The 26,992-nt window shown below is 56.9% G+C and carries 21 protein-coding genes and 9 pseudogenes; 13 read left to right on the top strand and 17 right to left on the bottom strand.

Annotated features, from left to right (window positions below):
• Positions 1-9 precede the first annotated feature (9 nt).
• The gene (gene ruvB / locus N7E01_RS12550; RefSeq protein ID WP_289173110.1) at positions 10-1,077 is read left to right on the top strand and encodes a Holliday junction branch migration DNA helicase RuvB; all 1,068 of its coding nucleotides are present in this window, start codon (positions 10-12) and stop codon (positions 1,075-1,077) included.
• A 46-nt stretch (positions 1,078-1,123) separates the two neighbouring features.
• Here the strand turns inward: ruvB and recQ are convergent.
• Positions 1,124-2,952 (bottom strand): annotated as a pseudogene (gene recQ, locus N7E01_RS12545) (DNA helicase RecQ).
• A 32-nt stretch (positions 2,953-2,984) separates the two neighbouring features.
• Positions 2,985-3,119 carry a hypothetical protein gene (locus N7E01_RS12540; protein ID WP_289173109.1) on the bottom strand — a complete coding sequence of 45 codons (135 nt, stop codon included), beginning with the start codon at positions 3,117-3,119 and terminating at the stop codon, positions 2,985-2,987.
• Here N7E01_RS12540 and N7E01_RS12535 point away from each other — a divergent pair.
• Together N7E01_RS12535 and N7E01_RS12530 are read left to right on the top strand one after the other, a co-directional pair.
• Entirely contained in the window at positions 3,057-3,734 is a 678-nt protein-coding gene (locus tag N7E01_RS12535) for a response regulator (protein WP_289175809.1), read from the top strand. The two genes, N7E01_RS12540 and N7E01_RS12535, sit on opposite strands and share 63 nt — an antisense overlap.
• Positions 3,734-5,164: pseudogene (locus N7E01_RS12530) on the top strand (ATP-binding protein). The gene N7E01_RS12535 and the pseudogene N7E01_RS12530 overlap by 1 nt, the downstream one beginning before the upstream one ends.
• Positions 5,165-5,185: 21 nt before the next feature.
• Here the strand turns inward: N7E01_RS12530 and N7E01_RS12525 are convergent.
• From N7E01_RS12525 to N7E01_RS12520, 3 genes and pseudogenes are all read right to left on the bottom strand, one after another.
• Positions 5,186-6,096: pseudogene (locus N7E01_RS12525) on the bottom strand (cytochrome d ubiquinol oxidase subunit II).
• A complete protein-coding gene (locus tag N7E01_RS19685) occupies positions 6,041-6,232 on the bottom strand; it encodes a hypothetical protein (RefSeq protein ID WP_491565778.1) in 192 nt (63 codons plus the stop codon). Before N7E01_RS19685 ends, N7E01_RS12525 begins: the two are co-directional and overlap by 56 nt.
• Positions 6,229-7,569: a cytochrome ubiquinol oxidase subunit I gene (locus tag N7E01_RS12520; RefSeq protein WP_289173108.1), complete on the bottom strand. Its 1,341-nt coding sequence runs from the start codon at positions 7,567-7,569 to the stop codon at positions 6,229-6,231. The genes N7E01_RS19685 and N7E01_RS12520 overlap by 4 nt, the downstream gene beginning before the upstream one ends.
• A gap of 126 nt (positions 7,570-7,695) precedes the next feature.
• Between N7E01_RS12520 and N7E01_RS12515 the strand changes: the two are divergent.
• From N7E01_RS12515 to minE, 4 pseudogenes are all read left to right on the top strand, one after another.
• Positions 7,696-9,450 (top strand): annotated as a pseudogene (locus tag N7E01_RS12515) (glutamine--tRNA ligase/YqeY domain fusion protein).
• Between the two features lie 186 nt (positions 9,451-9,636).
• A pseudogene (minC, locus tag N7E01_RS12510) lies at positions 9,637-10,422 on the top strand (septum site-determining protein MinC).
• 91 nt (positions 10,423-10,513) lie between these two features.
• Positions 10,514-11,328 (top strand): annotated as a pseudogene (gene minD / locus N7E01_RS12505) (septum site-determining protein MinD).
• Position 11,329: 1 nt separating this feature from the next.
• Positions 11,330-11,595: pseudogene (gene minE / locus N7E01_RS12500) on the top strand (cell division topological specificity factor MinE).
• Between the two features lie 284 nt (positions 11,596-11,879).
• On the opposite strand, the gene N7E01_RS12495 reads toward minE, so the two are convergent.
• The 4 genes from N7E01_RS12495 to relB form a co-directional block, all read right to left on the bottom strand.
• The gene (locus N7E01_RS12495; RefSeq protein ID WP_289173106.1) at positions 11,880-12,407 is read right to left on the bottom strand and encodes a helix-turn-helix transcriptional regulator; all 528 of its coding nucleotides are present in this window, start codon (positions 12,405-12,407) and stop codon (positions 11,880-11,882) included.
• Between the two features lie 20 nt (positions 12,408-12,427).
• Complete coding sequence (locus N7E01_RS12490; protein ID WP_289173105.1) at positions 12,428-12,838, bottom strand: hypothetical protein; 411 nt, start codon at positions 12,836-12,838, stop codon at positions 12,428-12,430.
• Positions 12,839-12,948: 110 nt separating this feature from the next.
• Positions 12,949-13,215, bottom strand: a complete 267-nt coding sequence (locus tag N7E01_RS12485) for a type II toxin-antitoxin system RelE family toxin (RefSeq protein WP_289173104.1) — start codon at positions 13,213-13,215, stop codon at positions 12,949-12,951.
• Entirely contained in the window at positions 13,199-13,468 is a 270-nt protein-coding gene (gene relB, locus N7E01_RS12480; RefSeq protein ID WP_289173103.1) for a type II toxin-antitoxin system RelB family antitoxin, read from the bottom strand. The genes N7E01_RS12485 and relB overlap by 17 nt, the downstream gene beginning before the upstream one ends.
• A 188-nt stretch (positions 13,469-13,656) precedes the next feature.
• Between relB and N7E01_RS12475 the strand changes: the two genes are divergently transcribed.
• On the top strand, positions 13,657-13,833 hold the full coding sequence (locus tag N7E01_RS12475) for a hypothetical protein (RefSeq protein ID WP_289173102.1): 177 nt from the start codon (positions 13,657-13,659) through the stop codon (positions 13,831-13,833).
• Between the two features lie 39 nt (positions 13,834-13,872).
• Here the strand turns inward: N7E01_RS12475 and istB are convergent, their stop codons facing one another.
• Together istB and istA are read right to left on the bottom strand one after the other, a co-directional pair.
• On the bottom strand, positions 13,873-14,613 hold the full coding sequence (gene istB, locus N7E01_RS12470) for an IS21-like element helper ATPase IstB (RefSeq protein ID WP_289173101.1): 741 nt from the start codon (positions 14,611-14,613) through the stop codon (positions 13,873-13,875).
• Positions 14,600-16,120: an IS21 family transposase gene (istA, locus tag N7E01_RS12465; protein WP_289173100.1), complete on the bottom strand. Its 1,521-nt coding sequence runs from the start codon at positions 16,118-16,120 to the stop codon at positions 14,600-14,602. The genes istB and istA overlap by 14 nt, the downstream gene beginning before the upstream one ends.
• Positions 16,121-16,258: 138 nt before the next feature.
• On the opposite strand from istA, the gene N7E01_RS12460 reads away from it, so the two are divergent.
• On the top strand, positions 16,259-16,576 hold the full coding sequence (locus N7E01_RS12460) for a hypothetical protein (protein ID WP_289173099.1): 318 nt from the start codon (positions 16,259-16,261) through the stop codon (positions 16,574-16,576).
• Positions 16,577-16,638: 62 nt separating this feature from the next.
• The gene (locus N7E01_RS12455; protein WP_289173098.1) at positions 16,639-17,157 is read left to right on the top strand and encodes a DNA translocase FtsK; all 519 of its coding nucleotides are present in this window, start codon (positions 16,639-16,641) and stop codon (positions 17,155-17,157) included.
• Positions 17,158-17,335: 178 nt separating this feature from the next.
• Here the strand turns inward: N7E01_RS12455 and N7E01_RS12450 are convergent, their stop codons facing one another.
• Positions 17,336-17,677 (bottom strand): hypothetical protein, encoded by a 342-nt coding sequence (locus N7E01_RS12450; protein ID WP_289173097.1) that lies wholly within the window; start codon positions 17,675-17,677, stop codon positions 17,336-17,338.
• A gap of 42 nt (positions 17,678-17,719) precedes the next feature.
• Here N7E01_RS12450 and N7E01_RS12445 point away from each other — a divergent pair.
• A protein-coding gene (locus N7E01_RS12445; protein WP_289173096.1) for an IS3 family transposase occupies positions 17,720-18,897 on the top strand; the annotation gives its coding sequence in 2 pieces (ribosomal slippage) (positions 17,720-17,969 and positions 17,969-18,897; 1,179 coding nt in all).
• Here the strand turns inward: N7E01_RS12445 and N7E01_RS12440 are convergent.
• From N7E01_RS12440 to ettA, 4 genes and pseudogenes are all read right to left on the bottom strand, one after another.
• Positions 18,867-19,556 carry an IrmA family protein gene (locus tag N7E01_RS12440; RefSeq protein ID WP_289173095.1) on the bottom strand — a complete coding sequence of 230 codons (690 nt, stop codon included), beginning with the start codon at positions 19,554-19,556 and terminating at the stop codon, positions 18,867-18,869. The two genes, N7E01_RS12445 and N7E01_RS12440, sit on opposite strands and share 31 nt — an antisense overlap.
• 373 nt (positions 19,557-19,929) lie before the next feature.
• On the bottom strand, positions 19,930-20,550 hold the full coding sequence (gene fic, locus N7E01_RS12435) for a protein adenylyltransferase Fic (protein WP_434089514.1): 621 nt from the start codon (positions 20,548-20,550) through the stop codon (positions 19,930-19,932).
• Between the two features lie 270 nt (positions 20,551-20,820).
• Positions 20,821-21,051 carry a YMGG-like glycine zipper-containing protein gene (locus N7E01_RS12425; RefSeq protein WP_289173094.1) on the bottom strand — a complete coding sequence of 77 codons (231 nt, stop codon included), beginning with the start codon at positions 21,049-21,051 and terminating at the stop codon, positions 20,821-20,823.
• Positions 21,052-21,300: 249 nt separating this feature from the next.
• Positions 21,301-22,972 (bottom strand): annotated as a pseudogene (ettA, locus tag N7E01_RS12420) (energy-dependent translational throttle protein EttA).
• Positions 22,973-23,073: 101 nt separating this feature from the next.
• Between ettA and N7E01_RS12415 the strand changes: the two are divergent.
• Positions 23,074-23,580, top strand: a complete 507-nt coding sequence (locus tag N7E01_RS12415; protein WP_289173093.1) for a hypothetical protein — start codon at positions 23,074-23,076, stop codon at positions 23,578-23,580.
• A 158-nt stretch (positions 23,581-23,738) separates the two neighbouring features.
• Here N7E01_RS12415 and N7E01_RS12410 read toward each other — a convergent pair whose 3' ends face one another.
• A complete protein-coding gene (locus tag N7E01_RS12410) occupies positions 23,739-23,867 on the bottom strand; it encodes a hypothetical protein (protein ID WP_255416184.1) in 129 nt (42 codons plus the stop codon).
• A gap of 98 nt (positions 23,868-23,965) precedes the next feature.
• Here N7E01_RS12410 and uvrA point away from each other — a divergent pair.
• Positions 23,966-26,940, top strand: a pseudogene (gene uvrA / locus N7E01_RS19505) (excinuclease ABC subunit UvrA); the annotation flags it as partial.
• Positions 26,941-26,992: the final 52 nt, after the last annotated feature.

The raw sequence follows: 26,992 nt of genomic DNA, 5'->3' as shown, positions 1-26,992 counted from the left end.
AAATCTTTTATGGCCATCAAATCAGACGACCTCACCGGCAACTCACCCCAACGGATTGTCAGCCCGCAAACGACATCCAGCGGTGAAGACTCCATTGAACGCGCGCTGCGACCCAAGCTGCTGGCCGACTACGTAGGCCAGCACAGCGCGCGCGAACAGCTGGAAATTTTCATTGCGGCAGCCCGCAAGCGCGGCGAGGCCCTTGACCATGTGTTGTTGTTCGGGCCACCGGGGTTAGGCAAGACAACGCTGGCCCACATCGTGGCCCACGAAATGGGGGTGCAATTACGGCAAACCTCGGGCCCCGTACTTGAACGCGCCGGCGACCTGGCCGCCCTGCTGACCAACCTTGAAAAGAATGATGTCCTGTTCATCGACGAAATTCACCGGCTATCGCCCGTTGTCGAAGAGATTCTGTACCCGGCACTGGAAGACTTCCAGATCGATATTCTGATCGGTGAAGGCCCGGCCGCACGCAGCGTAAAAATTGACCTGCAACCCTTTACGCTGGTTGGAGCCACCACCCGCGCCGGCATGCTGACCAACCCGCTGCGTGACCGCTTCGGCATCGTGTCCCGGCTTGAGTTCTATAACGTGACCGATTTAACGCATATCGTCACGCGCAGTGCGCATTTGCTGAATGTCAGCATCACCCCCGACGGGGCCTCTGAAATTGCCCGACGTGCGCGGGGTACCCCGCGTATCGCCAACCGTCTGCTGCGTCGCGTGCGCGACTATGCCGAAGTGAAGTCCAACGGCGTCATCGACGCGGCCACTGCAGGTGCGGCACTGGCCATGCTGGACGTTGACCCGCAAGGCCTGGACCTGATGGACCGCAAATTGCTAGAGGCCATCATCCACAAATTCGATGGCGGGCCGGTAGGCGTTGACAGCCTGGCTGCCGCCATCGGCGAAGAGCGTGACACGATTGAAGACGTCATTGAGCCCTACCTGATCCAGCACGGCTACCTGCAACGCACGCCCCGTGGGCGTATGGCCACCCATACCACCTGGCGGCACCTGGGGTTGACGCCTCCGGCTTCAGCAGGCAACACGCCTGACCTGTTCAAGGACTGATCACCACACCGTCTCAATCAACCGCCCGCTGCAGAAAATACGCCATCTAGACCAGCGGCCCCAGGTTGACACACCGCAGCACCTCTTCACCGTAGGCATCGCGCTTTCGAACGCCAACCCCGCTGATATGACCCAGGTCGTCCAGCGTTTGGGGGCACGCCAGCGCCAGTTCGCGCAACGTGGCATCATGAAAAATGACATATGCCGGTACCCCGTGGCTGCGCGCCACTTCGGCACGCCAGGCCCGCAGGTTTTCAAAGCGGTGCTGCGCCTCGGGCGGAAGGTCGGGCTGGGCCGCACGCGGTTTGGCCACGCGAGCCTGACGGGCTGACTTTTCGGATTCGCGCCGGAACATCAGGGTCGTTTCCCCTTCAGTACTGGCCGGCTGGCATCGGTCAGCGCCAACGTACCGTAACCTTCATGATCAACAGCCAAAATGTTCATGGCCAGTAACTGACGCAAGACACCGCGCCAGGCCTGCTCTGACAAATCGGCCCCGACACCAAACACCGACAGGGTATCGTGCTGATTCTGGCGCACCCGCTCGGTCGGCTTGCCGCGCAAGATATCAATCAGATGCCCGCCACCGAAACGCTGGCCGCGTTCACGCCACAAGCGGTAGACCGCCGAGAGCATTTTCTGGGCAGCAATCGTGCCGTCCCAGGCCTGAGGCGGCTCAAGGCAGGTGTCGCAGTTACCGCACGGTTCGATCTGCTGATCAAAGTAAGCCAGCAAACGCTGACGCCGGCAATTGACGGTTTCGCACAAACCCAGCATGGCGTCCAGCTGCTGGCCCAGGCGGCGCTTGAACCCCTCTTCACCCGGTGACTCGTCAATCATGCGACGCTGCTGCATGACATCTTGCAGGCCATAGGCCAGCCAGGCGGTTGCGGGCGCACCATCGCGCCCGGCACGGCCGGTTTCCTGGTAATACCCTTCGACCGATTTGGGCATGTCAATGTGCGCCACGAAACGCACATCGGGCTTGTCGATACCCATGCCAAAGGCAATGGTCGCCACCATGACAATGCCATCTTCGCGCAGGAAACGGGACTGATTCTCGGCCCGCCGCGACGCGCTCAGACCCGCATGGTAGGGCAAGGCCTGAATTCCATGCTCGCAAAGAAAATCGGCTGTTTCTTCGACCTTGGCCCGCGACAGGGCATACACCACACCGCAATCGCCGGCGTGTTCATTCTGGATGAAACGCAACAACTGGCGGCGCACATCGTTCTTCTCGACAATGCGGTAACAAATGTTGGGGCGATCAAAGCTGGAAATGAACTGCTCGGCCGTATCGAGCCCGAGCCGCTGGACGATTTCATGACGGGTAGCCGTCGTGGCCGTTGCCGTCAATGCAAGGCGCGGGACATTCGGCCAGCGTTCAGCCAGCACCGACAAGCCCAGATATTCAGGACGAAAATCATGCCCCCACTGCGACACGCAGTGGGCTTCATCGATGGCAAACAAGGCAATTTTGCCGCGCGACAGCATGTCGAGACAACGCTCGGTGAGCAGACGTTCGGGCGCAACATATAAAACGTCGATTTGCCCCGATTGAAACGCCAGTTCAACCTGACGCGCTTCACGCCAGTCGAGGGTGGAATTGAGGAAAGCGGCACGCACCCCAAGCTCGAGCAAGGCATCGACCTGGTCTTGCATAAGCGCAATGAGCGGGGAAACGACCACCCCCACGCCATCGCGCACCAGCGCCGGAATCTGGTAGCACAATGACTTGCCGCCACCCGTTGGCATCAGGACCAGCGCATCGCCACCCCCGACGACATGTTCAACAATGGCCTGCTGATTGCCCCGGAAGGCGTCATAACCAAAAACCTGTTGCAGGGTGTCGAGGGGATCGGTGCTGAAAGACATCACGCCATTTTAGTATGAAGAGGCATTTCAGTTTATTTCTGGCTCTTGCCCGCCGCCGTCCAATCACGCAAACTTGATCCTATGGAAAAAACCTGATCAAAGTCCTGGTCGTTGACGACGACCCCGCCCTGCGCCAACTGCTGGCCGACTACCTGAACCGCCATCATTACGACACCCTGGTCGCCCCCGACAGCCAGGATCTTGAGGCACGCATTGCCCGTTACGCGCCCGACCTGGTCGTGCTGGACCGCATGCTGCCCGCCGGTGACGGCGCTGAAGCCTGCCGCCGCCTGCGACAGCAAGGCGAAGACATCCCGGTTATCTTGCTGACCGGCAAAGACGAAACGGTGGACCGGGTCATTGGCCTTGAAGCCGGGGCTGACGATTACCTGGGCAAACCCTTTGACCCGCGTGAACTGCTGGCACGCATTGAGGCCGTGCTGCGTCGAAAGAAAGGGGCGTCGGCCCTGATCAAGGAACAGCCTGTCGAATTCGGCCCCTTCCGCTTTGATCCCGTCCTGCGCCAGTTGTTCAGGAACAATGAAACCATCAAACTCACGGGTGGCGAAATCAACCTGCTTGAAGCCCTGATCCGCAACCCGGGCAAACCGCTGTCGCGCGAGCGTCTGCTGGCCCTGGCCCGCGACGATGACGAAGGCGAACGCAATGACCGGGCCATCGACATTGCCATTTTGCGCCTTCGCCGCGCCATTGAAGACGACCCCAGGCAACCGCGCTGGATTCAGACCGTGTGGGGTGTCGGTTACCGGTTTTCACCCTGATGGCCCGCCTGCTTTCCGTCTTGCAGTGCCTGGTACCCCGCTCGTTGAGTGCCCGGCTGATCGTGCTGACATTGGGGTCTTTGCTGGTAGTACAGGCGGCAACACTGGCCACCGTAGCGCATTTTCGCCAGAAATTCACCGAACAGGTCACCGTCGAAGTCACCGCGACCACCATCCGCACCCTGCGCCAATCACTGGCGCAGATCCCGGCTGACCAGCGCGCTGAATTCGTGCGCCAGGCCTCGCGTGACGAATGGCGGCTCTGGACCCGTACCCTGCCTCCCAATGCGCGGCTTGAGCGCCGTGGCCGCCCTGCCGATGGCAGGCGTGATGTCCGGACCGAGGCCCAGGCAACGCAACGACCAGACGACAGCCCGCCCCCTGCCAATGACCTGCGGCGCGAACTGCGTAAATTTGTGGATGCCCTTAACGCGCGGCTTGATGACGGCACCCGCGTCGGGTTGTCTCGCGGGCCGGTTCCCCGGATGTACATTTCCCTGATGCCCGACACCAGCGACGGCCCGCCCCGGCAAGAATGGCTGGTGATTCCGCTGGATCAACTGGCCCCACCGGTCAGCACGCCCGCCATCCTGGCCTGGCTGGGTGGCATGGGGGTCTTGCTGCTGATGGTTGCCGCATTTTCCTGGCACATTACACGGCCACTGACCCGACTGGCCAAAGCGGCCGATCAGCTTGCCGCCGGCAAGCCGCAACGTGTGGAACCTTCCGGGCCAACCGAAACACGCCGCCTTGCCGAACGCTTCAATGCCATGCTGGACACGCTGGCCGAATCGGAAACGATACGCCGCACGTTGCTGGCCGGTTTGCCTCATGACCTGAAAGGCCCACTGGCCCGCATGCGGCTGCGCGCAGAAATGCTCGACGCTGCCGAAGCCCAGGAGGGGTTCAAGAATGACATTCAAGACATGCAGCGGATGATCAACCAGTTCATCGGCTTTGTCCGCGGTACTGACCCCAGCACGTACCAGTTCGCCCCCTTGACCTGAAAACCTGGCTGGACGAACAGATCGGGGCCTGGGAAAGCACAAGCAGTGATGTACACATGGTGCGCTTGCCCCTGGCCCGGTACCTGTGCGCGCCGATCGACATGCCTTGGCGCGCTTGATCGACAACCTGGTAACCAATGCCCTGAACCATGCCAAACCGCCTGTCGAAGTCAGCCTGGCAACAGAAGATAACCTGGCCGTAATTCGCATTATCGACCATGGCGAAGGCATTTCTGCAGAGCGTCGCAACGAAGCCTTGCGACCGTTTTCCCGGCTGGATACGGCGCGCACACTGACCGGATCGGTTGGATTGGGGCTGGCGCTGTCAGACGCCATCGTAAAGGCCCACCAGGGTTCACTGACACTGGGCGAGGCCCCTTCCGGGGGCTGGCCATTGACATCACGCTGCCGCTAGCCCCCTGAATATACGTTATCGGCCCCCGCCTACACGTTCAGACGCGGAATTTTTGGCGCTTTGGAAACACCAAACATGCGCCAATACACCCAAATATTGAACACCAGTGCAATGGGTAACGACACCAGCGCCGCAACCAGAATCAGACGCAAGGTTTCCACGGAAGCCGCACCGTCCCAGAGGGTAATATCATCCAGCACCAGATACGGAAAAAACTGTACGCCAGGCCGCCCAGCGTGACCAGAAAGATGAACAAGGTCAATACAAACGGCAACCCGTTCAGGCGATGACTGGCATGAATGGTACGCTGCAGCGTCATTTCAATGGTCATGAAGCACACCAGCGTAAAGACCCATAGCCCAACGACAAGCGTCCACTGCGGCCCGTCGCTCCAACGCAGGAACACACCGGTATTGGCAAACGCCAGCACCAGTGAAACCGCCACTGAACCCGCAGCCGCCCAACGCACTGACTGACGCCCCCACCACGCCGCACGAATGCGCAACTCACCGGGCTCGCGCATGACGAGCCAGGTCGCCCCCAGCAAACTGTAGGCCGCGATGGCACACACCCCCACAAAACCGGCGTACCAGAAGTAGGCTGAACCCGCCTCATAGCCCACTACGACACGCCCCAGCAAAGCACCATGTGCAAAAGCCGTCAGCCAGGAACCCAAGGCAAAAGCCAGGGCCCAACGATCTTGCAAATGCAACGGCGCCCGTATCCGCAGCTCGAACGCCGCAGAACGAACCATGACACCAAGGCCCAGCAACACCAGCGGCACATACAGGGCCGACAAGACACTGCCCCAGGCGGCAGGAAACGCCGTAACGAAAAGCCCCAGACCCAGTAACAACCAGAACTCATTGGCGTCACGCCAGGGCTTAGCAACGCCAGCATGCGCAAGCGCAGCTCGGGCGATGCAAACGGCACCAGACACCCCACACCAATGTCGAATCCGTCAAGCACGGTACCTGCCACAATGACAGCATAAAAAGGCCCATGAAGACCAGCGGCATCCAGAAAGCCGGGTCTTCGGCCTGTATGCCCAGCAGGGCTACCAGGGTATCAATCATGCCCGCCCCCTGCGGCGTGCTACCGGAACCACCCCGTAGCGCACCGAATAATTCAATAACTGAATGAAACCCGCCATCAAAAGCACCGAAACCACGACCTGTGCCAGCAACCCGGCAAACAACACATCAGAGGAATGCTCGGCGGCGACCTCGGCCAGCGTGATGGCGCCATGCACAACCCACGGCAATTGCCCGTACCAGATATGCACTAGCGCAACCCCCAACACCACCCAACCGGCATACTGACAGAACGACAGCAACTTTCGCCACCCTTGGGGCAGCGCCAGAGGTTCCCAGGCGCGACCGCGCAAATACAGCAACGTCATCCAGCTGAGAAAGAACACCGCGACGGCCAGCAACACAAGAAGCCGCCAGGACCAGAACGTAAGGGCGACCGGCGGGTGCATCCCGGCAAACCGGTCAAGCCCCATGGCTGCACCAATGTCGTCAGTACCCAGAAAAGGTCGGGCCAAGCCGGGCAATGAAACCACAGCCTGATTGCTCGCCTGATCGGTACCGGGAAGCGCGAACAAGGTCAGGTCAGGTGATGAGCCCGACACCCAATACGCAGCCGTCGCAGCAGCTTTGGCCGGTTGATGTCCGGCCACCTGAACACCGTAAACCGCCATCACGACAAACAAGGCCACCGACCCTGCAACCGACAGGACCAGCCCGGTTTTGAACACACTGCGATCGGCCTCATCAATGACATGATGCAAAGACTGGCGCGCAGTCACCCCCATGAGCATCAACCCGGCCGTTAGCATCGCGATGACGCCCGCCAGTGCCGCAAAAACGAAAAACACCGGATTGAACACAATGGCATGCCAATCGGAAACCTGATATTCACCCTCAACCAACGCGGCCCCGACAGGCGCCTGCAGCCAGGCGAACAGCATCAGTACCCAGAGCAGCGCAAGGGTTGAACCCGTGGCAACCAGCATCACCATCAGGGTATGGGCCGTATCCGACATCCGTCGCTGACCAAACAGCATTGGCCCGAGAAAACAGGATTTGAAAACGAAGACCGTCAAGAGAGTAACGGCCAGCAACGGGCTGGCGACATTACCGATTTTCCCCATCAGCCCAGGCCATAGACTGCCGAACTGAAGAAAGACAGGCACTGCCGCGGCCATGACCATAATGATGGCCAAAGCAAACACACGCACCCAGAACCGATAGGCCGTGACATAGCGCGACTGCACCCCGCCCCGCCCGCGCAGCTTGAAATACACAAGCACCCAGGCCAGCCCGGTTTGTGTCAACAGGAACAACCCCAGGAAGCCCAGGCTGAAAAAGAACTGGGTCTGGGAAAGCCAAAGCGGCGAATTCGTCATGATCTACCAAAATTGAAGGCCACATAATGCTAACCGCGGACCGCCCGACAGGCAAATGGTCTGGAACGTGGCAAAATGCCTCTTTTGCTCTTGCACCTTTTGTATTGCGCCTTTGCGCCCGTGTTTATGACGACCGAATCCAGCACTCCAGCCCCATCCAATTTTCTGCGCACCATCATTGACCATGATCTGGCCAACAACCGCTTTGCGGGAAAACGCTGGGCAGGCAAGCCTGGCCCGGCCGCAGTCCAGCAACAGGGCGAGCCCGATGTCGCAAAAATACGCACCCGTTTCCCACCCGAACCCAACGGCTATCTGCACATCGGTCACGCCAAAAGCATTTGCCTGAACTTCGGTCTGGCGCAAGCTTACCAGGGGCCTGCCACCTGCGTTTCGATGACACCAATCCCGAAAAAGAAGACACGGAATACGTCCAGGCCATTATCGACACGGTGAAGTGGCTAGGCTTCAACTGGGAAAACAACGGCGAATCCAACCTGTATTACGCCAGTGACTACTTCGAAACCATGTACGGTTTCGCGCAGTCCCTGATCAAAGGGGCTACGCCTATGTTGACGAGCAAAGCCCCGAACAGATGCGGGCAACACGCGGCACCCTGACAGACAAAGGCACGAACTCACCCTGGCGTGACCGTCCGGCCGAAGAGTCATTGCGGCTGCTGCAGGAAATGCGTGACGGCAAGCACCCCGATGGCAGCATGGCCCTGCGCGCCAGGATCGACATGGGTTCGCCCAACATGAATATGCGCGACCCCGTGCTGTACCGCATTCGTCATGCCCACCACCACCGTACCGGCGATGCCTGGTGCATTTACCCGATGTACACCTGGGCCCACCCGGTTGAAGACGCCCTTGAAGGCATCACCCACAGTATCTGCACCCTTGAATTCGAAGACCAGCGGCCGTTCTACGACTGGATCCTGGCTCGTCTGGTTGAACTGGGCGAGCTGGCAGAACCCCTGCCGCACCAGTACGAGTTTGCCCGCCTGAATCTCAGCTACGTCGTCACCAGCAAGCGCAAGCTGCTGGAGCTGGTGCGTGAAGGCCACGTCAAGGGTTGGGATGACCCCGCCTGCCCACCCTGGCCGGGCTGCGTCGTCGCGGCTACACACCGGCAGCCATCCGGCTGTTCTGCGAACGGCTGGGGGTGTCGAAGGCTGACTCACGCATTGATTACAGCATTCTTGAACAAGCCCTGCGCGACGACCTGGACCCCATTGCCGACCGCAGCGTGGCCGTACTCGACCCGGTAAAGCTGGTCATCACAAACTACCCGGAAGGCCAGACCGAACTGTGTCACGCACCGCTGAACCCGCACAACCCAGAAGGGCCACAACGCGAATTCCCGTTCAGTCGTGAACTCTGGATCGAGCGCGATGATTTCCGCGAAGAACCACCCAAGAAATATTTCCGTCTGTTCCCGGGCAACACCGTGCGCCTGAAATACGGTTACATCGTCACCTGCACCGGCTGCGTGAAAGACGAAAACGGCCACATTGTGGAAGTGCATGCCGAATACCTGCCCGACACCAAAAGCGGCACGCCGGGGGCTTCATCGGTCAAGGTCAAGGGCAACATTACATGGGTCAGCGTCGCACACGCCGTCCCGGCCGAAATCCGGTTGTACGACCGCCTGTTTTCCGACCCGCACCCCGACGCCGGCGACAAGAACTTTCTTGACGCTATCAACCCTGACTCCTGCCAGGTCGTGCAGGGCTGGCTCGAACCCGGAACGGTGGCCGCGCCGGATAAAATCTGGCAGTTTGAACGGCTGGGGTTTTTCGTGGCCGACCGCGTTGAATCGACGCCTGAAAAGCCGGTTTTAAACCGGGCCGTCACGCTGCGCGACACCTGGGTTTAGGCACGTTAAAGGGGTGCATTGCACCCCTTGCAACTCAGGGCACAATAGCCGCAGTTTGCCTGTGGCCCCGTCCACACCCTCCCTTCTGGCTCCCTTCGTTTACGCCGTGACTGACGCCTCCTCTTCTCCAAAGACACTTCAGCACTCGACTTCAAGAGTGCAACCCTTTATGCCGTACGTGTTGTACTGCACAGCGCCAACCTGAACGAGCTACTCGAAACCCTTGACCGTCGGATGACCGATGCCGGGGGTTTTTGAAGACGAACCCGTTGTCGTCGACACCTCGGGGCTGGCCGACACCATCGACTGGCCGGCGTTCGTTGATGCACTTCGCCAGCACCGATTACGCCCCATAGGCGCGGTGGGCAATGCAGCAAACCTCGAGCAGGCCCGTAAGGTTGGCCTGGAAGCCGTCGACTTGTCGCACGGGGTGGCCCGCGCCATGCCCTCACCCGCAACCGCATCACCAGTTGTCGCTGCACCGGCATCCGCAATTGATCCGGCCGGCACCACGACGCTACCCACCGAAACGGTCGGCATCCATCCAGGTGAGCCCGCTAGCACCGGAACATCATCCAACGAATCAACCAGCACCAGTTTGGGCAGCACCGCCGCGACCGCAGGAAACGACGCCGCCGATACCGCAGCACCGCCCATGATCATCGACCGTCCGTTGCGTTCCGGCCAGCGCATTTATGCGCGCAATGCCGACCTGATTGTGGTGGGTATGGTCAGCCAGGGGCTGAGGTGATTGCCGATGGCAACATCCACGTCTACGGCCCGCTGCGCGGCAAAGCTATGGCCGGTGCACGCGGCAATACATCGGCCCGTATTTTCACCACCCAGCTTGACCCTGAACTGCTGGCGATTGCCGGGGTTTACCGTGTTATAGAATCTGCACTGGACCCACAGGTACTGGACCAGCCCGCCATAGTGCATTTGGGGGTGAAACATTACAGATTGTGCCGGTAGGTACTAAAGGGTAGAAGCAGTGCACTAACGGCCTGCATTTTGCTTTACGATTAGACGCTTTACAGAACACTATTAAGGGATTGAGATCGTCATGGCGCGAATTGTTGTAGTGACTTCCGGCAAAGGCGGTGTGGGCAAAACAACCACCAGCGCCAGTTTTTCATCGGGGCTGGCCATGCGCGGCCACAAAACTGTGGTCATCGACTTTGACGTCGGCCTGCGCAACCTCGACCTGATCATGGGGTGTGAACGCCGGGTCGTCTACGACTTCGTCAACGTCATTCAAGGCGAAGCCACCCTGAAACAAGCCCTGATCCGCGACAAGCAACTTGAAAACCTTTACATTTTGCCGGCCTCGCAAACCCGCGACAAAGATGCACTGACCAAAGAAGGCGTTGAGAAAACCCTGAACGACCTGAAAGCCATGGGGTTTGAATACATTGTGTGCGACTCGCCGGCGGGTATCGAAACCGGTGCCCTGATGGCCTCGTATTTCGCCGATGACGCCATTGTGGTCACCAACCCTGAAGTCTCGTCGGTACGCGACTCTGACCGGATTCTGGGTATTTTGTCATCGAAATCGCACCGCGCGATTCATAGCGACGAACCCATCAAAGAGTATCTGCTGCTCACGCGCTACAACCCCAAACGCGTTGCCGATGGCGAAATGCTGTCTTTGAAAGACATTGAAGACATCTTGCGCATCAAGCTTATCGGTGTCATTCCCGAATCCGAAATTGTTCTGCAAGCCTCAAACCAGGGGTGCCGGCAATTCACATGCGTGACTCTGACGTCGCCCAGGCCTATCAAGATGTGGTGTCCCGCTATCTGGGTGAAGAAACACCCTTGCGCTTTACCGACTACGAAAAGCCTGGCTTGCTGAAACGGCTGTTCGGGGGTAAGTAATATGTCTTTCTTGTCTTTTTTACTGGGTCAGAAAAAACATCGGCCAGTGTGGCGAAAGATCGTCTGCAACTGATCCTGATCAATGAACGGGGCGACGACAGCACCGAGCCTGATTTCATGCCCGAACTGCAACGCGAATTGCTCGAGGTCATTTCAAAGTACATCAAGATCAACCCTGAAGACATCAAGGTCAATCTTGACCGGCACGATTCGCTTGAGGTGCTTGAAGTGAAAATCGAAATGCCGCAAAGCGAAGGGCGACGTTAATTGGTTTGCGTGGGTTCAGGTCGCTTTCTGGTAAAGCTGTTTCTGGTAGCGACCGGGAATAAAGGCGGGGAGATATGCAGGCACTTGTCGAATCCATCAGCCACGCCTTGCAGTCTTGCGGCTGGCACGTTGACGTAAATAACAACGTACTTGAAGCCCGCCGCGACGCGATCAAAGCCAGCTGGTGGTTTGGCAGCCGGCGGGTCCGGTCTTCCTTGCGCTGTGTTTTTGATGAAAAAAACACCGTTCTATCAATGAGTAGTAACACGCACCCACGCATCCCTTTAATGGACGGCCACTTTTTCAACACCCCACACCTGATCGCCAAAACCGTTCAGCCACCACTGCAACTGGGCTGAATCAACCACCGTTGCCTGAATGCGATAACCAGCCCCGGTTTCCTCAACCACCTGATCCGCCGACAACCCGGATTCGAGCAAGTGGTAACCCGCTTCTTTGGTGATATTGAACGACAGGCGAATTTTGGCACCTTCACCAAAGCCAAAACGGCCATCGGCATCATAACGCTCCAGACTGAATTCGGGCGGCGGGGTAAAGCCCAACCCCGACACCGTTGCCTGCTGGATGCGATGCAGCGCAATGCTGCGCTCATTGTCGTAACCCTCGAAACGACACACCAGATACAACCGTGGCCCCTGCTGCGCCAGGCCCAGCGGCATCACCCGATATTCCGCCTGCTTGCCCGCCGCGTTCTGATACCCGATCGTCAGCCAACGGTTCTGATACAACGCCGTTGTTACCGCCTCGAAGACAACCGCAGGAATCACAGGCGGCAGCAACGGCTGCGTCACATCAACCACCCTGACCTTGTTCAGCCACTGGGTTTCCGGTTTTGGCGTCGCCTGACCCAGCAGGTTGGTGCGCGCCTGAAAGAAAAACCTTCCATCGACTGCATCACCGACGCCGGCAGCAAATTCTGCAAATACCGCTGGGCCAACGCCAGCAACAAGGACTCTTGCTCATTCAACATGGGTAGCGAAAAGCCCTGTGCATGGCTCCTCCAGCGATACCCGTAGGGTTTGCTGCGGTCATCCCGTTCAATCTCGAACTCGAGGCTTAACTGCTCGAGTTGTCGTTCAATGCTGCGCCGTGTACGCACAATACCCGCCGCCTCAAGCTGACGGTGCAATTCTGCCGCCGTCACGTACCTGTGGCGGGGGATTCGCTTCAAGAGCTCCAGAGAAAGTTTGAGCGTATTGCCGGTGGCGGGACGAATGGTCATGATTTCAGAAGTGCAGGAGAGAAACTGTAATGGGCTTTATACCTGAATTTGCGCCAAGCTCAGCGAGACCGTGAAGGCCCCGACATGAATCACTGAAATTATTGGAAGATCTATTGGTAGATCGCGCTCCGGTTGCCAACCTGCACCACAAGGACACGCAATTCACCGTCTTGAATGTCACAAATTATCCGACAGTCACCTACACGATAACGCCAGAGACCGCCAAGGGGGCCGGTCAACGCCTTGCCCGTGCTGCGCGGGTTATCCAGCCCGGCAATGCGCTCATCCATGTAGTCGACGATGCGCCGCGCCGTTTGTTTATCAAGCTTTCGGAGCTGTCCCTTGGCTGTTTCGGTGTACTCAATCGTCCAGACCAAGATCTTTCCTTACATCGGCAGCGGAATGCACCTGCTCTTGCCCCTTGCGGACACGTTCCAGTGCGTCGGCAGCCAGGTAATAGTCCTCCATGTCCTCAATCCCCTGCTCTATGATTTCCCGCAAATAGTATGCCTTGGTGCGGCCAGTGCTTGATGCGAGGAAATCAAGCCGTTGCTCTATATCTTGAGAGAGACGTATAGAAGTCGCCATAAATAAATCCTCTAGTGAATACATGCATTCATTGTATTGCATAAATACCAAAAGCCATATTTAAACTGTTGTTCCGGTCATAGCCTGCCATGCAGCCAAACACTGACGGCAACGGCACTTGCCCGCATTGAACAGGTCACACTTGCGACACAGATCGTCGCGCCTCATAAATACAATTTTTATTCCAAATAGCACTTATTCAAGTGCGTATAAAAAAGAGGCGGCGAGACATGAACCTTACATCCCGACTGGTGGCGACCTTACATCATCTGCGCAACCGCGCCACCACAGAAGACCTCGTTCCCGCACCGCCTGTATCGCCGGCCCAAAAAAATGGTACCGGTTCAACGCCATCACCCATCCGCTGGCTGGGGGCCGATGTGATTGTCAATGGCCATTATTTTTGACCCACTTTTGGCCAATAAAATTGACCCACCCATTGTTTGTTAACTGGATGTTTTCTGCTTCAGTCGGTAGCTCTCGCCTCCCAGCATAAAGATGTTTGAGTGATGGATAACGCGGTCAATGATCGGGATGGCCACGTTATCGTGATGGAAGAACTCACCCCAATCGGTGAAGTCTTTGTTGGTGGTCAGGATGATGGATCGGTACTCGTACAGCGCATTCACGAGCTGGAACAAGTTGAACCGGGCCTGAGCCGTCATGGGTAAATAGCCGAGTTCATCAATGATCAACATATCGAATTTGGCCAGCTGGCTGATCCGTTTTTTGAGCTCGCCTTTCATCTCGGCCAGCTCCAAGTCTTCCACCAGATCAAGCGCGGTGCGGAATAACACTTTGTAGCCCGCCTGGATCGCTTTCTGGCCAATCCCAATGGCCAGATGGGTCTTGCCCACACCGGGCGGGCCGATGAAGACCACGTTCTCGCGATTATCGATAAACCCGAAGTCCAGCAACGCATTGACCTGACGCTTGGTGATCGTGGTCTGATGGCGGTAGTCGAAGTCCTCCAGATGCTTGTCCAAGGGTAGACCGGCCTGGCGGTGGTGGCGACTGATACGGCTGCGGGTGCGTTCGGCAATTTCGTGCTCGGCCAGCATCTGGGCGAAGCTCAAGTGTGACAGGTCATTGGCCTCGGCCTGCGAGACCAGACCCACAAGGTCACGGCCGATGGCGCTTAAACGTAAGCTGCGATATTGTGCGCTGGTGTGCTCAAGCTGGCTCATGGGTCATCTCCTGTCCAGCAGAATGGCCAACAAGGGCGTAGGCACCCAGATCCAGAGGTTCGAACCAAGACTGACCAGACATCGGCTGATCGACGATGCGCCCGCGTTGTCGGGCCTGCTCATTCGCTTGCAGATAACGCTTAAGCAGACTGGCCGTCAGCTCATGGCGCTGCGACAGGCCGGTGATCAAGGTCATATTCAGCGGCATATGGGCCTGCAACAGCGAACGCACTGCGACGAGCTGGTCCCTATAGATTCGTGGGGATGTCCGTTTGAGCACCGCACATAATGCCAGGGCTGTGTCCGTTGGCATCATGCTCATAATCGCCTGTTCCAGGTCGCTGATACGCTGAGCATGGTCCCGGTAATGGTGACTATTCTTGACGATCCGGCCCCGCTCAGAACACACCGCGTGCACAGCAATCGTTTCGCCTGTTGCAAGGTCAGTGATCCTCAACCCATCGTCTTGTTCACACACACCGACGTTGGACTGCTGCCAAGCCATGGGCACGGAGTACTTGGTCGACTTCCATGAGATGAGGCCTGTCTTGTCGGCGCGCCGTGTTTGAACGCTGACCGCCCCAGTGGTCAGGCTGGCGGGGGATAGGTAAGGACGAAGGTGCTGACGTTCTTCATCTTCAAAGTGTGCTCGAGGCACTCGCCCTGTCGTGCCATGAACACGGGCATTGGCCACGTGATCAAGCCAGCGTTGGACATGCTCACGCAGTGCTTGTTCGCTGGCAAACTCCTCACCATAAAAACAATCCTGCTTAACGTATTTCACGCCTGCTTCTACTTTGCCTTTGCTCTCGGGGTCGTAACCCTCGCAGGCATGGATGCGGAATCCTGCCATGGTGGCAAACTCATGGAAGCGCTGGTTAACTGTCAATTCGCGATACTGCTCGCTGAGCACGACGAGCTTGGTCTGATCATACACACATTCTTCGGTGACACCGCCGAAGTAACGAAAGGCCTCATCATGCAATTGAATGAAGGCTGTGGTGTTCAGTGGCTTGAATGAGAGACCGACATACATCAAGCGCGAGCAGGAGAGCACGAACACCACAAAGTACACGGTTCGTTCTTGCCCACCCACAAGAACGCCACGCAGTTCACCTGGATCTACCTGGCACTGGATGCCGGGCATCAATTGCAGCACGGGTTCGTAATAGCGGGCCTGGCCTGTGGCGACGAGTTCTTTTAACGCCTGCACGTAGCGACGAATGCTGCGCGACGACACGCCCAACTCGCCCACACGTTGCTGTAGCCGACGCGCCAACTTGACCGCACTCAGCTGGGGAAAATGCTGAAGCTGATGGATCAGAAAGTCCCGATGCGCGTCCAGACGTTTATGCCGCGACCGATCCTCTTGAAGGATGCTGATCTGCGTTTCTTCCATCTGCAAATACTTGCGCACCGTATTGCGCGAAATCCCTAGCTCGTGACTGATGCCACGGATCGACATGCCATTGCCCTGGTCATACAGCCCTTTAATCTTGTGAATCACAACCCACTCCTTCACTACCGCGCTCCCGTTGCCCTTGATCTATGGGCAGGAACGCTACATGTTTCGTGGCCTCGCAGCCACCGGCAGGTAGGTCAAAATTGTTGGCCATAACTGGGTCAGTTTAATTGGCCATTAACAGTGATCATTTCAGAAAAACCCGTACACGGCACCGTCAGTGACCATTGCGATGCCATTGTGGTGACACAGCACGCACGCGCACTGGCCTGGCTTTACACGTTCTTGCGCTATGAATCTGGCAATGCACTCAATTACCTGAACGAAAGCGAGTTCTATGCCGAGGCCAGCCGTGCGGTTAACGATTTACTGCAGCGAAACCCCGACGCCAGTCAATCAGACGTGTTGATTGCAGCCCTTGATGGCGCACTTGAAATCGTTCAGGAATGGCTGGAACGGGGTGTGTATCAGGAAAAACCTGGTGCTGGGGCTTTTGTCTGAAACACGTATGCCATCAATGGCAATTCTGGATCGACCTATACAACACCACGAAGGACTTACACATGACTACCCCATTTGTGACACAAGAGAACGTAATCCGGGCAAGAGAAATTGTTCTACAAACGCAGTGGGCAACAATTTCCTTGATTCAGCGACACCTAAGACTAGGTTACCAGTCAGCCATCCAGGTCGTTCAATGCTTACAAGCTGAAGGGCTACTCATACCAAAATACCGCCAGTTATGGTTAGTAGCTGATGCCTACCATCAACATACATTCCAACATCGGCTCGAATTTATTGAGTCTATCGTGGCCTTTATCGTGGCTTGTAAAGCACGGATGCTTCAACTTACCAGACCAGCCTGCAGTGAAGCGTTCTATTCATTTGCACCTGAAACCGACGCCAACAGTTTATGCCGCAAGTTATGTGAAAAATGCTTTCAACAGCCCAGAGATTTCGGCGATGACCCTTCAGCCGCAATAGTAAAATTCTTGAAAAACCATGGGCATTGCGATGAAATGTCACCTTCCGACATCGAACTTCTGGAGATTTTAATTTGCGATAAATTTTATAACCATTGAGTCCAGTCAGGAAAAAAACAGAAAACCATTATCAAGCATGCCCACCCTCAAGAGCAGCCTTGTGCTATTTCGACACTTGCTGTGCCTTATGCCGATCAATGTGTACTGTGTATTGGCAAGTCAGCACAGGGCCTCGCGTCTGGGTAAAAATCTCAACATCTCAAGAAGATTAGCCAACTTACTTCTGACCAGGGTGCGTTGTCGATGCTAACAACTCATATTTGCAACGCCCAGCCTCAAGCAACAAAGCCACCATATCACTGTGATGCATCCACATCACCGGTTCACTCCACTTTTTGTCTTCCAAGCTAAAGACATCAAACATGGCATATACCTTCAGGCTCTGCGTACTGCCTTTGGCCAACAACTCATCAAACTTGGCATTTTCTGAACGATCGCCGAGCGAAGAATTCATAGCATGACTAACCAGGCACAAATTGCCCAAGGCATGCAGGGCATCCTCGGACCATTTATAAGCACCTTCCACACTTTGAGCTTCCCCTGATATTTCGTCTTCCATCTGGGTGACATATTATTAACGTCACTTGAAGGAAGATGAGCAATGAAGATACCTCGACAGTCATACACCCTGGAGTTCAAGGAATTAGCCGTCAAGCGGGTCAAGGATGGGCAGTCGTTTTCAGCGGCTGCCAAGGAGCTTGGCATCAATGAGCAGACGTTACGAAACTGGTCGAACGCAGCAGCTCGTGGTGCGTTGACAGGCTCTTCAAGCAAGCCAGTTTCTGAAGAGCAGATGGAGCTCTCGCGACTACGGGCTGAGAATGTCAGACTCAAGCGTGAGAACGAAATCATAAAAAAGGCAGCGGCGTACTTCGCGAAAGATGCACTGTGAAGTACGCCTGGATTGATCAGCATCGTCAGGAGTACGGTTTGGCACAAATGTGCGGCGTCTTGGCGGTCAGCGTCAGCGGCTATCGCTGCTGGAAGCGTGGTGGTACGCCTAGCCGCAAGCGGTTGACGGATGCGCAGATGCTGGCACTGATCAAGGCGATCCATGCCGAGCTCAAGGGCGCCTATGGCAGCCCGCGCATGCTGAGGGAACTGCGAAACCGGGGGTTCTCGGCCAGTAAAGCGCGGGTGGAACGATTGATGCGAGAAAACAATGTGCGAGCACGGCACAAGCGCCGCTACAAAGCCACAACGGATTCGAAACACAGTCTGCCGGTGGCGCAAAACTTGTTGGATCGCAACTTTACGCCCAGCGCGCCGAATGAAGTCTGGACGTCCGACATCACCTACCTGTGGACAGATGAAGGCTGGCTGTACCTGGCCATCGTTCTGGATCTGTTTAACCGGGAAGTGGTTGGCTGGTCTTTGAAACCACGCATGACTGCTGATATTGTGACCGACGCACTGACCATGGCCTGGTTTCGGCGCCGGCCAGCTGCGGGCTTGATCCATCACTCTGATCGGGGAAGTCAATACGCGAGCCATGCCTTTCAATCGCTGTTGTCGGAATATGGCATGACTTGTTCGATGAGTCGAAAGGGTAACTGCTGGGACAATGCACCAACGGAAAGCTGGTTCAACAGTTTCAAACACGAGCGCGTCTTTGGTAAACGGTTCCAGACACGAGACGAGGCCAGAGACATGAGCTTTGAATACATTGAGGTGTTTTACAACCGGAAAAGGCAGCATTCAACTCTCGGATATTTATCGCCAAGCAATTACCTGCACCGTTGGCTTAGTCAGCAAGCAAAGGAAAAGCTGGTAGCATGAACAACGCCCTTTGGTAGACGAAAAACAGAGGGAACCTCAGCTCTTGCCTTGGTTGGTAATTCGCCTCCAAATTCAACAGCCATTTGGGCCATGCTTTCCGTACACTGCTGCACATAGCCTTTCGGGTCGGTTTGCATTTGCTGCCAAATTGACTCGGCTTGGGCAGGCTCAAGCTCAACGTCGCACTGCACACCGCCCGGCAACGCCTGCTGTTCTGATGCAGCAACAGGCACAGGTGCCGCACCACCCACCTGTATCTTGAAGGGTTTAAATTGCTGCAAGACCAGCTTCTGGGTCCGCAGCAGGTCTTGGCGCTTTTCGTTGATGTTTGCACTGGCCGAGGTGACGACGAGTGTCAGATCGTCTTCACAGGCGGTATCGCTTTCCCAGAACTCGGTGGCATACCGTTCGGCATTTGAACCACCGAACTCAGGCACATTCAGCATGATGGTGTCGATGTTGCTGCCGGCCTTGTCAAAGACAGACAGGGCAACGCGCAGGTTGGAAACGGGTTCACCGCCGCTGTCGAATGTAAACGTCGCTGCACACATACCCTGCCCGGCCCAAGCGGTATTGGAATGCCAGAACTCTATGGTTTGTGCCTGCGCGGCGGCGGTACACAGTGCCAATACGGCACAACTGCGTCTCAAGAACGACATGCGCCTTCCCCCTTATTTTTTATCTGCTTCAAAAAAATGACAAAACGCTTTCAAGCGCCCCAGCCGAGGTTCGCGTTAATGCACCGTGCCCGCACTTCTGGCAGGCTTCCGGGGGCAGCGACAGCAGAGCATCAGAGTGCGGCGCGTACGTTGTCGACCAGCCGCACTTGGGGCAAGCGAATCGCATAGGTGAAGGTTTGACAGGCATGACGACTCCCTTCGCAGTAGCGTTGAATACTTACTTGATTCTATAACGCAAATGCGACATTTAATGTCATGTCTGGATTTTCAATACCGAACTGCTGTGTTTTTTAGCGACAAGTCATTTGCATGAACAGTGATTCATCGGATACACAGCGAGTGTAGCCAGTGACTACAGATCTTCAGTCTTGAATTCGCTATAGCCTTCGTAGTAATAACTGACGTCAATGCCTTTCATGAACAGGGCGCGGTCGTCAATCTGGTCGGTCAGAGCCTGCTTCAACAGCACCTTGATTTCAAGATCTTTCACTACGCTGCGCTGCATTGCCGAAAGGTATTCTTCTTTATCGACCTGGTTCCAGTCCACCACATGCCGGATTCCTTTCTTAAGCATCAGATCCAGCCAGATGCGAGTGGCCCGGCCATTGCCTTCACGAAAGGGATGAGCCACATTCATCTCGACATATTTTTCGATGATTTCATCGTAAGTGCTTTGCGGCATGGCGTCGATATGTTTCAGCGCTGGTTCCAGGTACATTAACGGCGCGAAACGAAAATTACCCTTGGCGATATTGACTTCGCGGATTTTTCCGGCAAAGTCATAGACATCCCCAAACAAATAGGCATGAATAAAAGCAAGCCCTTCGAAAGTACCGACCCGTACCTTGTTAATGTCGCCAGAATCAAAAAGCTGCCTGGCTCTTTGCTTGCTGATTTTTCTTCGGCGCGGGCCAGCTCGATTTGATGGGTGACGTTTAATTTGTTTTCCAGAATCATGCGGCAGCCCTTCCAAACTCTGCACCTTAAATTTCCGCTACAACAGCGCAACCCCTGATGCCAAGGGAAATCACGCTCTTGAGCGGTTAATTGCACAATTCTATAACGCAAGCACGAAGGCCAATGCGGCAAGTGCGACATTTTTTGTCACATAAGGATATCCGCTGAATACCGCTTGAAGCTATAGATCTTCAGTCTTGAATTCGCTATAGCCTTCGTAGTAATAGCTGACGTCAATGCCCTTCATGAACAGAGCGCGGTCATCACAACCACCGAGCGCCACACATCACTTCTGATGCTTGCCGATCTGGTCGCCCACAACACCGCCGATGGCTGCACCACCCACGGTGCCCAGCACACTGCCACCCGTAATGGCGGCACCGGCCACACCGCCGACGCCGGCACCGGTAACAGCACCTTTTTGACGACTGCTCATGCTGTCCCAGGTTGAACACCCGGCTGCTGCAACGGATACCACGGCCACTGCGGCCACTTTTGCAAACGTCGAAAACATCATGAAAACCTCCGGAAATCAGGCAGAAACCACTTCTGCGAAGTTTCAAGGATGCCAAGTTTTCAATAAGGAAGCTGTGAGCACGGGCAAATTTTGTATCAAATGACAAGCCCTTCACCAGCCATCAACCCAAGGCTCTGGCACACTGCGAAGACCCTGCACCTTGCAAAGCCACTCCGCACACCAAAAACCCCGCCTCAAAAAAAGCCCACGCTGCCATCAGACAACGCGGGCTGTTCAGCATGCAACCGATTACTTTAGCGCTTTGTAGCGAATCCGTTTCGGCTTGGCGCCCTCTTCGCCCAGACGACGCTTCTTGTCAGCTTCGTATTCCTGGTAGTTGCCGTCAAAAAACACCACCTGCGAATCACCTTCAAAAGCCAGAATGTGCGTGGCAATGCGGTCAAGGAACCAGCGATCATGGCTGATGACCAATACCGTACCGGCGAACTCAAGCAGCGCATCTTCCAGCGCACGCAAGGTTTCAACATCAAGGTCGTTCGACGGTTCGTCAAGCATCAACACGTTGCCACCGGCGATCAGGGTCTTGGCCAGATGGAAGCGGCCCCGCTCACCACCCGACAAATTGCCGACCAGCTTGTTCTGGTCACTGCCCTTGAAGTTGAAACGGCCCAGATAGGCGCGTGACGACATTTCAAATTTGCCCACAGTCAGCAGGTCCGCGCCGTCGGACATGGCGTCAAACACTGTTTTATCGTTTGCCAGGGCATCACGCGACTGGTCAACGTGCGAAATTTTGACGGTCTGGCCGATTTTGACTGTGCCCGAATCAGGCTGCTCGGTACCCGCAATCATGCGGAACAACGTCGATTTACCGGCACCGTTCGGCCCAATGATCCCGACGATGGCTCCGGCGGGAATCTTGAAGCTCAGGTTGTCAATCAGCAATCGATCGCCAAAGGCCTTGCTGACACCCTCAAATTCAATGACTTCATTGCCCAGACGGTCGGCCACCGGGATGAAGATTTCCGAGGTTTCATTGCGTTTCTGGTATTCGTGCGATGACAGTTCCTCGAAACGGGCCAGACGCGCCTTGGCCTTGGCCTGACGGCCCTTCGGATTCTGGCGCACCCACTCCAGCTCTTTCTTGATCGTGCGCTGACGGGCCGATTCAGACGCCTCTTCCTGCTTCAGGCGGTTGTCTTTCTGTTCAAGCCACGAACTGTAGTTGCCCTTCCAGGGAATGCCGTGGCCACGATCCAGTTCAAGAATCCATTCAGCGGCGTTGTCCAGGAAGTAGCGGTCGTGGGTGACGGCCACTACCGTACCCGGGAACTTGCGCAAGAACACTTCAAGCCATTCCACACTTTCAGCATCAAGGTGGTTGGTCGGTTCGTCAAGCAAGAGCATGTCGGGCTTGGACAGCAGCAGGCGGCACAAGGCCACGCGACGCTTTTCACCACCCGACAGCTTGCCCACGATGGCATCCCAGGGGGCAGACGCAAGGCGTCAGCCGCAATTTCCATTTGTGTTTCGGTGTCATCAGCACCGCTGGAGGCCGCAGCGGCAATGACCGCTTCCAGCTCTGCCTGCTCGGCAGCCAGGGCGTCAAAGTCAGCATCGGGCTCGGCATAGGCGGCGTATACCTCATCAAGACGCTTGCGCGCCTCGAAGACTTCGCCCAGGCCCTCTTCCACCGCCTGACGCACGGTCGATTCGGGGTTCAGCTGCGGCTCTTGGGGCAGGTAACCGATTTTGATGCCCGGCATGGGCACGGCTTCGCCTTCAATGTCCTTGTCAACACCGGCCATGATCTTGAGCAGCGTTGATTTACCCGCACCGTTCAGACCGAGCACGCCAATTTTGGCACCCGGGAAAAAAGACAGCGAAATATCACGCAGAATCTGACGCTTGGGGGCACGATCTTGCCCACGCGATTCATGGTGTAAACGTATTGAGCCATACTGAGAATGAACCCGTAAAAAATTGAGACAAAACACGATTGTAGGCCGACTCGGCAAATAAAACTAAAATGGGGGTTTGACCGAATCTGGCCCGAGAATAATGACCGATACACCCATCCCCGCACTGACCTTCACCGACGAAGAGCTTGATTACCTTGGCCGCACCGCCGACGCGCTCAGCGCCTACCTTGGCAAGCCGGTCCTGGCCGAAGTGATTGACGCCGACGAAACCGGTTTCGAATGGGTGGTTTTCGGCATCCCGCTTGATGTCGGCGATGACGCCGACGACCATGTCATTGTGGCCATTGGTGGCCAGAACGCCCGGATCATCGGCAACAAGGGCGGAATCGACATCAAAGACGGCGACATCTACGACTGCGAATACCTGTGGGCCATCCAGTTATCAGACCTCGAAGGCGTGCGCTTCATCAAGGTAGACCATGACGGCGAAGAAGTGGCCTGGAGCGATGACATTGGCGGCATTTTGCCGTTTGAGCTCAGCGATGAACCGGTTCTCGACATCGACGACGATGAAGATGACTCGGACGAGGGGGACGATGACAACAGTGCTTTCCAACCCCACCCGTCGTCACCGGTATTGCATTGACAAGTTGCCCCTGCAGCGTCTGCCCTAAAAAGCAGCTTGCATCTGCAAACTGCGCCACCTCTGACAGCCGCCCGATGCAAGCACAGCGGGTACATCACACAACGCACCCCAAAACAAAAACCCGGCCTGAGCCGGGTTTTTGCAAAAGGACCGAACAATCAGGCCTTTTTAACTTTTTCGAGCATTTTAAATACGCCTTTGGGCGATTTGATGAACAAACGCTTGAACGCTTTGCCCAGGCAACGACGCTCGATGGTGTTGCGTCGGTTACGCTTGACTTCTGCCATGATGAATTCTCCGAAAAGCGGGTCTTGAACTGTAATTAACCCACCATTCTACCGTAAACTTGGCCAAGACCCCAAATTCTTCTTCTTTGGTTTCACCCATGAGCTCAGCCATCCGCATTTTCGGCGCCCGCCAAAACAACCTCAAAAATCTTGATGTCACCATCAACACCGGCGAACTGCTGGTGATTACGGGGGTGTCCGGATCGGGCAAGAGCTCGTTGGCGTTTGATACGCTCTATGCCGAAGGGCAACGCCGCTACGTCGAAACGTTTTCACCCTATGCCCGCCAGTTCCTCGACCGCATGGACAAGCCCCAGGTGGATCGCATCGAAGGTATCTTGCCGGCCATCGCCATCGACCAAGTCAACCCGGTGCGCAATTCGCGCAGTACTGTCGGCACCATGACGGAACTGAATGACCACCTGAAGCTGCTGTTCGCCCGCATGGGCCAGTTGTACTGCCGGTGCTGCGGCCAACGCGTGGTGCAAGACAATGCCCATACCGTACGCCAGGCCCTGGCCGAGCGCACGCAAGGCAATGACCCCCGCCTGGTGATTACGTTCCCGATTGCGATTCCGGCCAACTTCACCGAAGACGAAGTGCGCGGGTTTCTGGACCAGCAAGGCTACACACGGGTTCACCACGAAGAAACCATTACTGCACCCGACGAGACCAGCCCGCCAGCCCGTGGCAAAGGCAAAACGGCCGCCCGCAAGACCGCACCGATGGCCAGGCGCGTCCTGCATGTGGTGCAAGACCGTTTCCGGTTCAGCAGCGTTGACCCCGGTCGCCTGGGCGAGGCGCTTGAAACGGCGTTCAAGCAGGGGGACGGCCACATAACGGTGTATGCCTCTGACAGCGCCGACGGTCAGGAAACCGCCTGGCGCTTCAGCAACCGGCTGCACTGTGCCCACTGCACTATTGATTACACCCGCCCGCTGCCCAGTACCTTTTCCTTCAACTCGCCACTGGGTGCCTGCGAGGCCTGTCGGGGCTTTGGGCGGGTCATGGGCATCGATTACGGCCTGGTCGTACCTGACGACAACAAAACCTTGCGCGAAGGGGCCATCAAGCCTTGGCAAACCGCCAGCTACAAAGAGTGCCAGGCCGAGATGGAGCACTACGCAAAAAATGCCGGCGTCCGTCTCGATACCCCTGGAAAGCGCTTTCGGCTGACGAGCGCCAATGGGTTATCGGTGGGGACCCCGCCTGGCGCGGTGGCCCCAGGCCTGGAAAACCCAGTGGTATGGCGCCCAGCGCTTTTTTGACTGGCTCGAAACCAAAGCCTACAAGATGCATGTGCGCGTGCTGCTGTCCAAGTACCGCAGTTACACGCCCTGCCCCAGTTGCGGCGGCGCACGCCTGAAGCCCGACGCTACACTCTGGCGACTGGGTACAAAACACATCCCGGTCAACCCGCTCTACCCGCGCTTCAAACCCGTTCATGCAGACTGGGATCATGAGCTGCTGAACCGGTTGCCCGGCCTGGCCTTGCACGACCTGATGCGCCTGCCCATCCGCCAGGTACGTGACTTTTTCCTGGGACTCAGTTTTGGTGACGCGCTGGATGCTGCGCTCGACCTGTTGATGACTGAAGTACGTGCCCGCCTTGATTTTCTGTGCGATGTCGGGCTGGGCTACCTGTCACTTGATCGTCAAAGCCGCACGCTGTCAGGCGGCGAAGTGCAACGCATCAACCTGACGACGGCACTGGGCACCTCACTGGTCAACACCCTGTTCGTACTGGACGAACCCTCCATCGGTCTGCACCCGCGCGACATGCACCGCATCGTCGAAGTCATGCACCGGCTGCGTAACAACGGCAATACGTTGGTCGTGGTCGAACATGACCCGCAAGTCATGGTGGCGGCCGACCGTATTCTGGATATTGGTCCCGGGCCCGGCGAGCGTGGGGGCACATCACGTTTGACGGCACGCCGCAACAGTTGCGACGGGCCACTACCCTGACCGGCAATTATCTGGGCAACCGGCTGCGCGTCGAAGCGCCCCGACCCTGGCCGTACAGCCGTCCACCCCCAAACTGCTGCTGGAAGGCGTGCGCGCCAACAACCTGAAAAACGTTTCGGTTTCAATCCCGCTGGGTCGGCTGGTCTGCGTCAGCGGGGTATCGGGCTCGGGCAAGTCCACCCTGATCCAGGACGTGCTGTATCCGGCCCTGCTGAAACGTCAGGGCAAACCCACCGAGGCACCTGGCGAGTTCGACCACCTGCTGGGCGCCGAACAGCTGGCCGATGTGGTGATGGTCGACCAGACCCCCATCGGAAAAACGGCACGCTCGAACCCGGCCAGCTACGTCGGTGCGTTCGATGCCATCCGCAAGCTGTTTGCACAGGCGGACCTTTCAAAAGAACGCGACTATACCCCGGGCACATTCAGCTTCAACAGCGGCGAAGGGCGCTGTCCCACCTGCGGCGGCACGGGGTTCGAACACGTCGAAATGCAGTTCCTGTCTGACGTCTATTTGCGCTGCCCCGACTGCGGCGGCAAACGCTTCCGGCCTGAAATTCTGGAAGTTCGTATTGAACACCTGGGCCGTACGGCCTCGATTGATGACGTCCTGAACATGACCGTACGCGAGGCCCTGGACTTTTTCGCCGGCCTGCGCGATGTGCAATGGGGCTGAGCCCCTGGCCGATGTGGGTCTGGAATACGTGAAACTTGGGCAGCCTGTACCTACCCTGTCGGGCGGCGAAGCGCAGCGGCTGAAACTGGCCGGCCACCTGGCCACGGCGTCGCGCAGTGGCATTTCGTCGGCTCGTGTGGCTAAAAAGGCAGCCTGTTCCTGTTCGATGAACCCACCAGCGGCCTGCACTTTGATGACGTCGCGCGCTTGATGGGTGCGTTCAGGAAACTGCTGGCTGCCGGGCATTCGCTGTTGATCATCGAACACAATCTGGATGTCATTCGTGCCGCCGACTGGGTCATCGACCTGGGGCCGGAAGGCGGGGATGCCGGGGGCCAGGTCGTTGCCACCGGAAGCCCGGCCGACATCATGGCACACCCGAACTCACACACCGGCAAAGCCCTGCTCGACTACGAACAATCGATTGTCGGAGGTGGAGGAACAACTGGCGAACATACCCTGACCGCAGACACGACCGGCG

Source organism: Neopusillimonas aromaticivorans (genome assembly GCF_030344915.1).
Classification (GTDB): domain Bacteria; phylum Pseudomonadota; class Gammaproteobacteria; order Burkholderiales; family Burkholderiaceae_B; genus Neopusillimonas; species Neopusillimonas aromaticivorans.
This window is presented reverse-complemented; position numbering and strand designations above follow the sequence as displayed.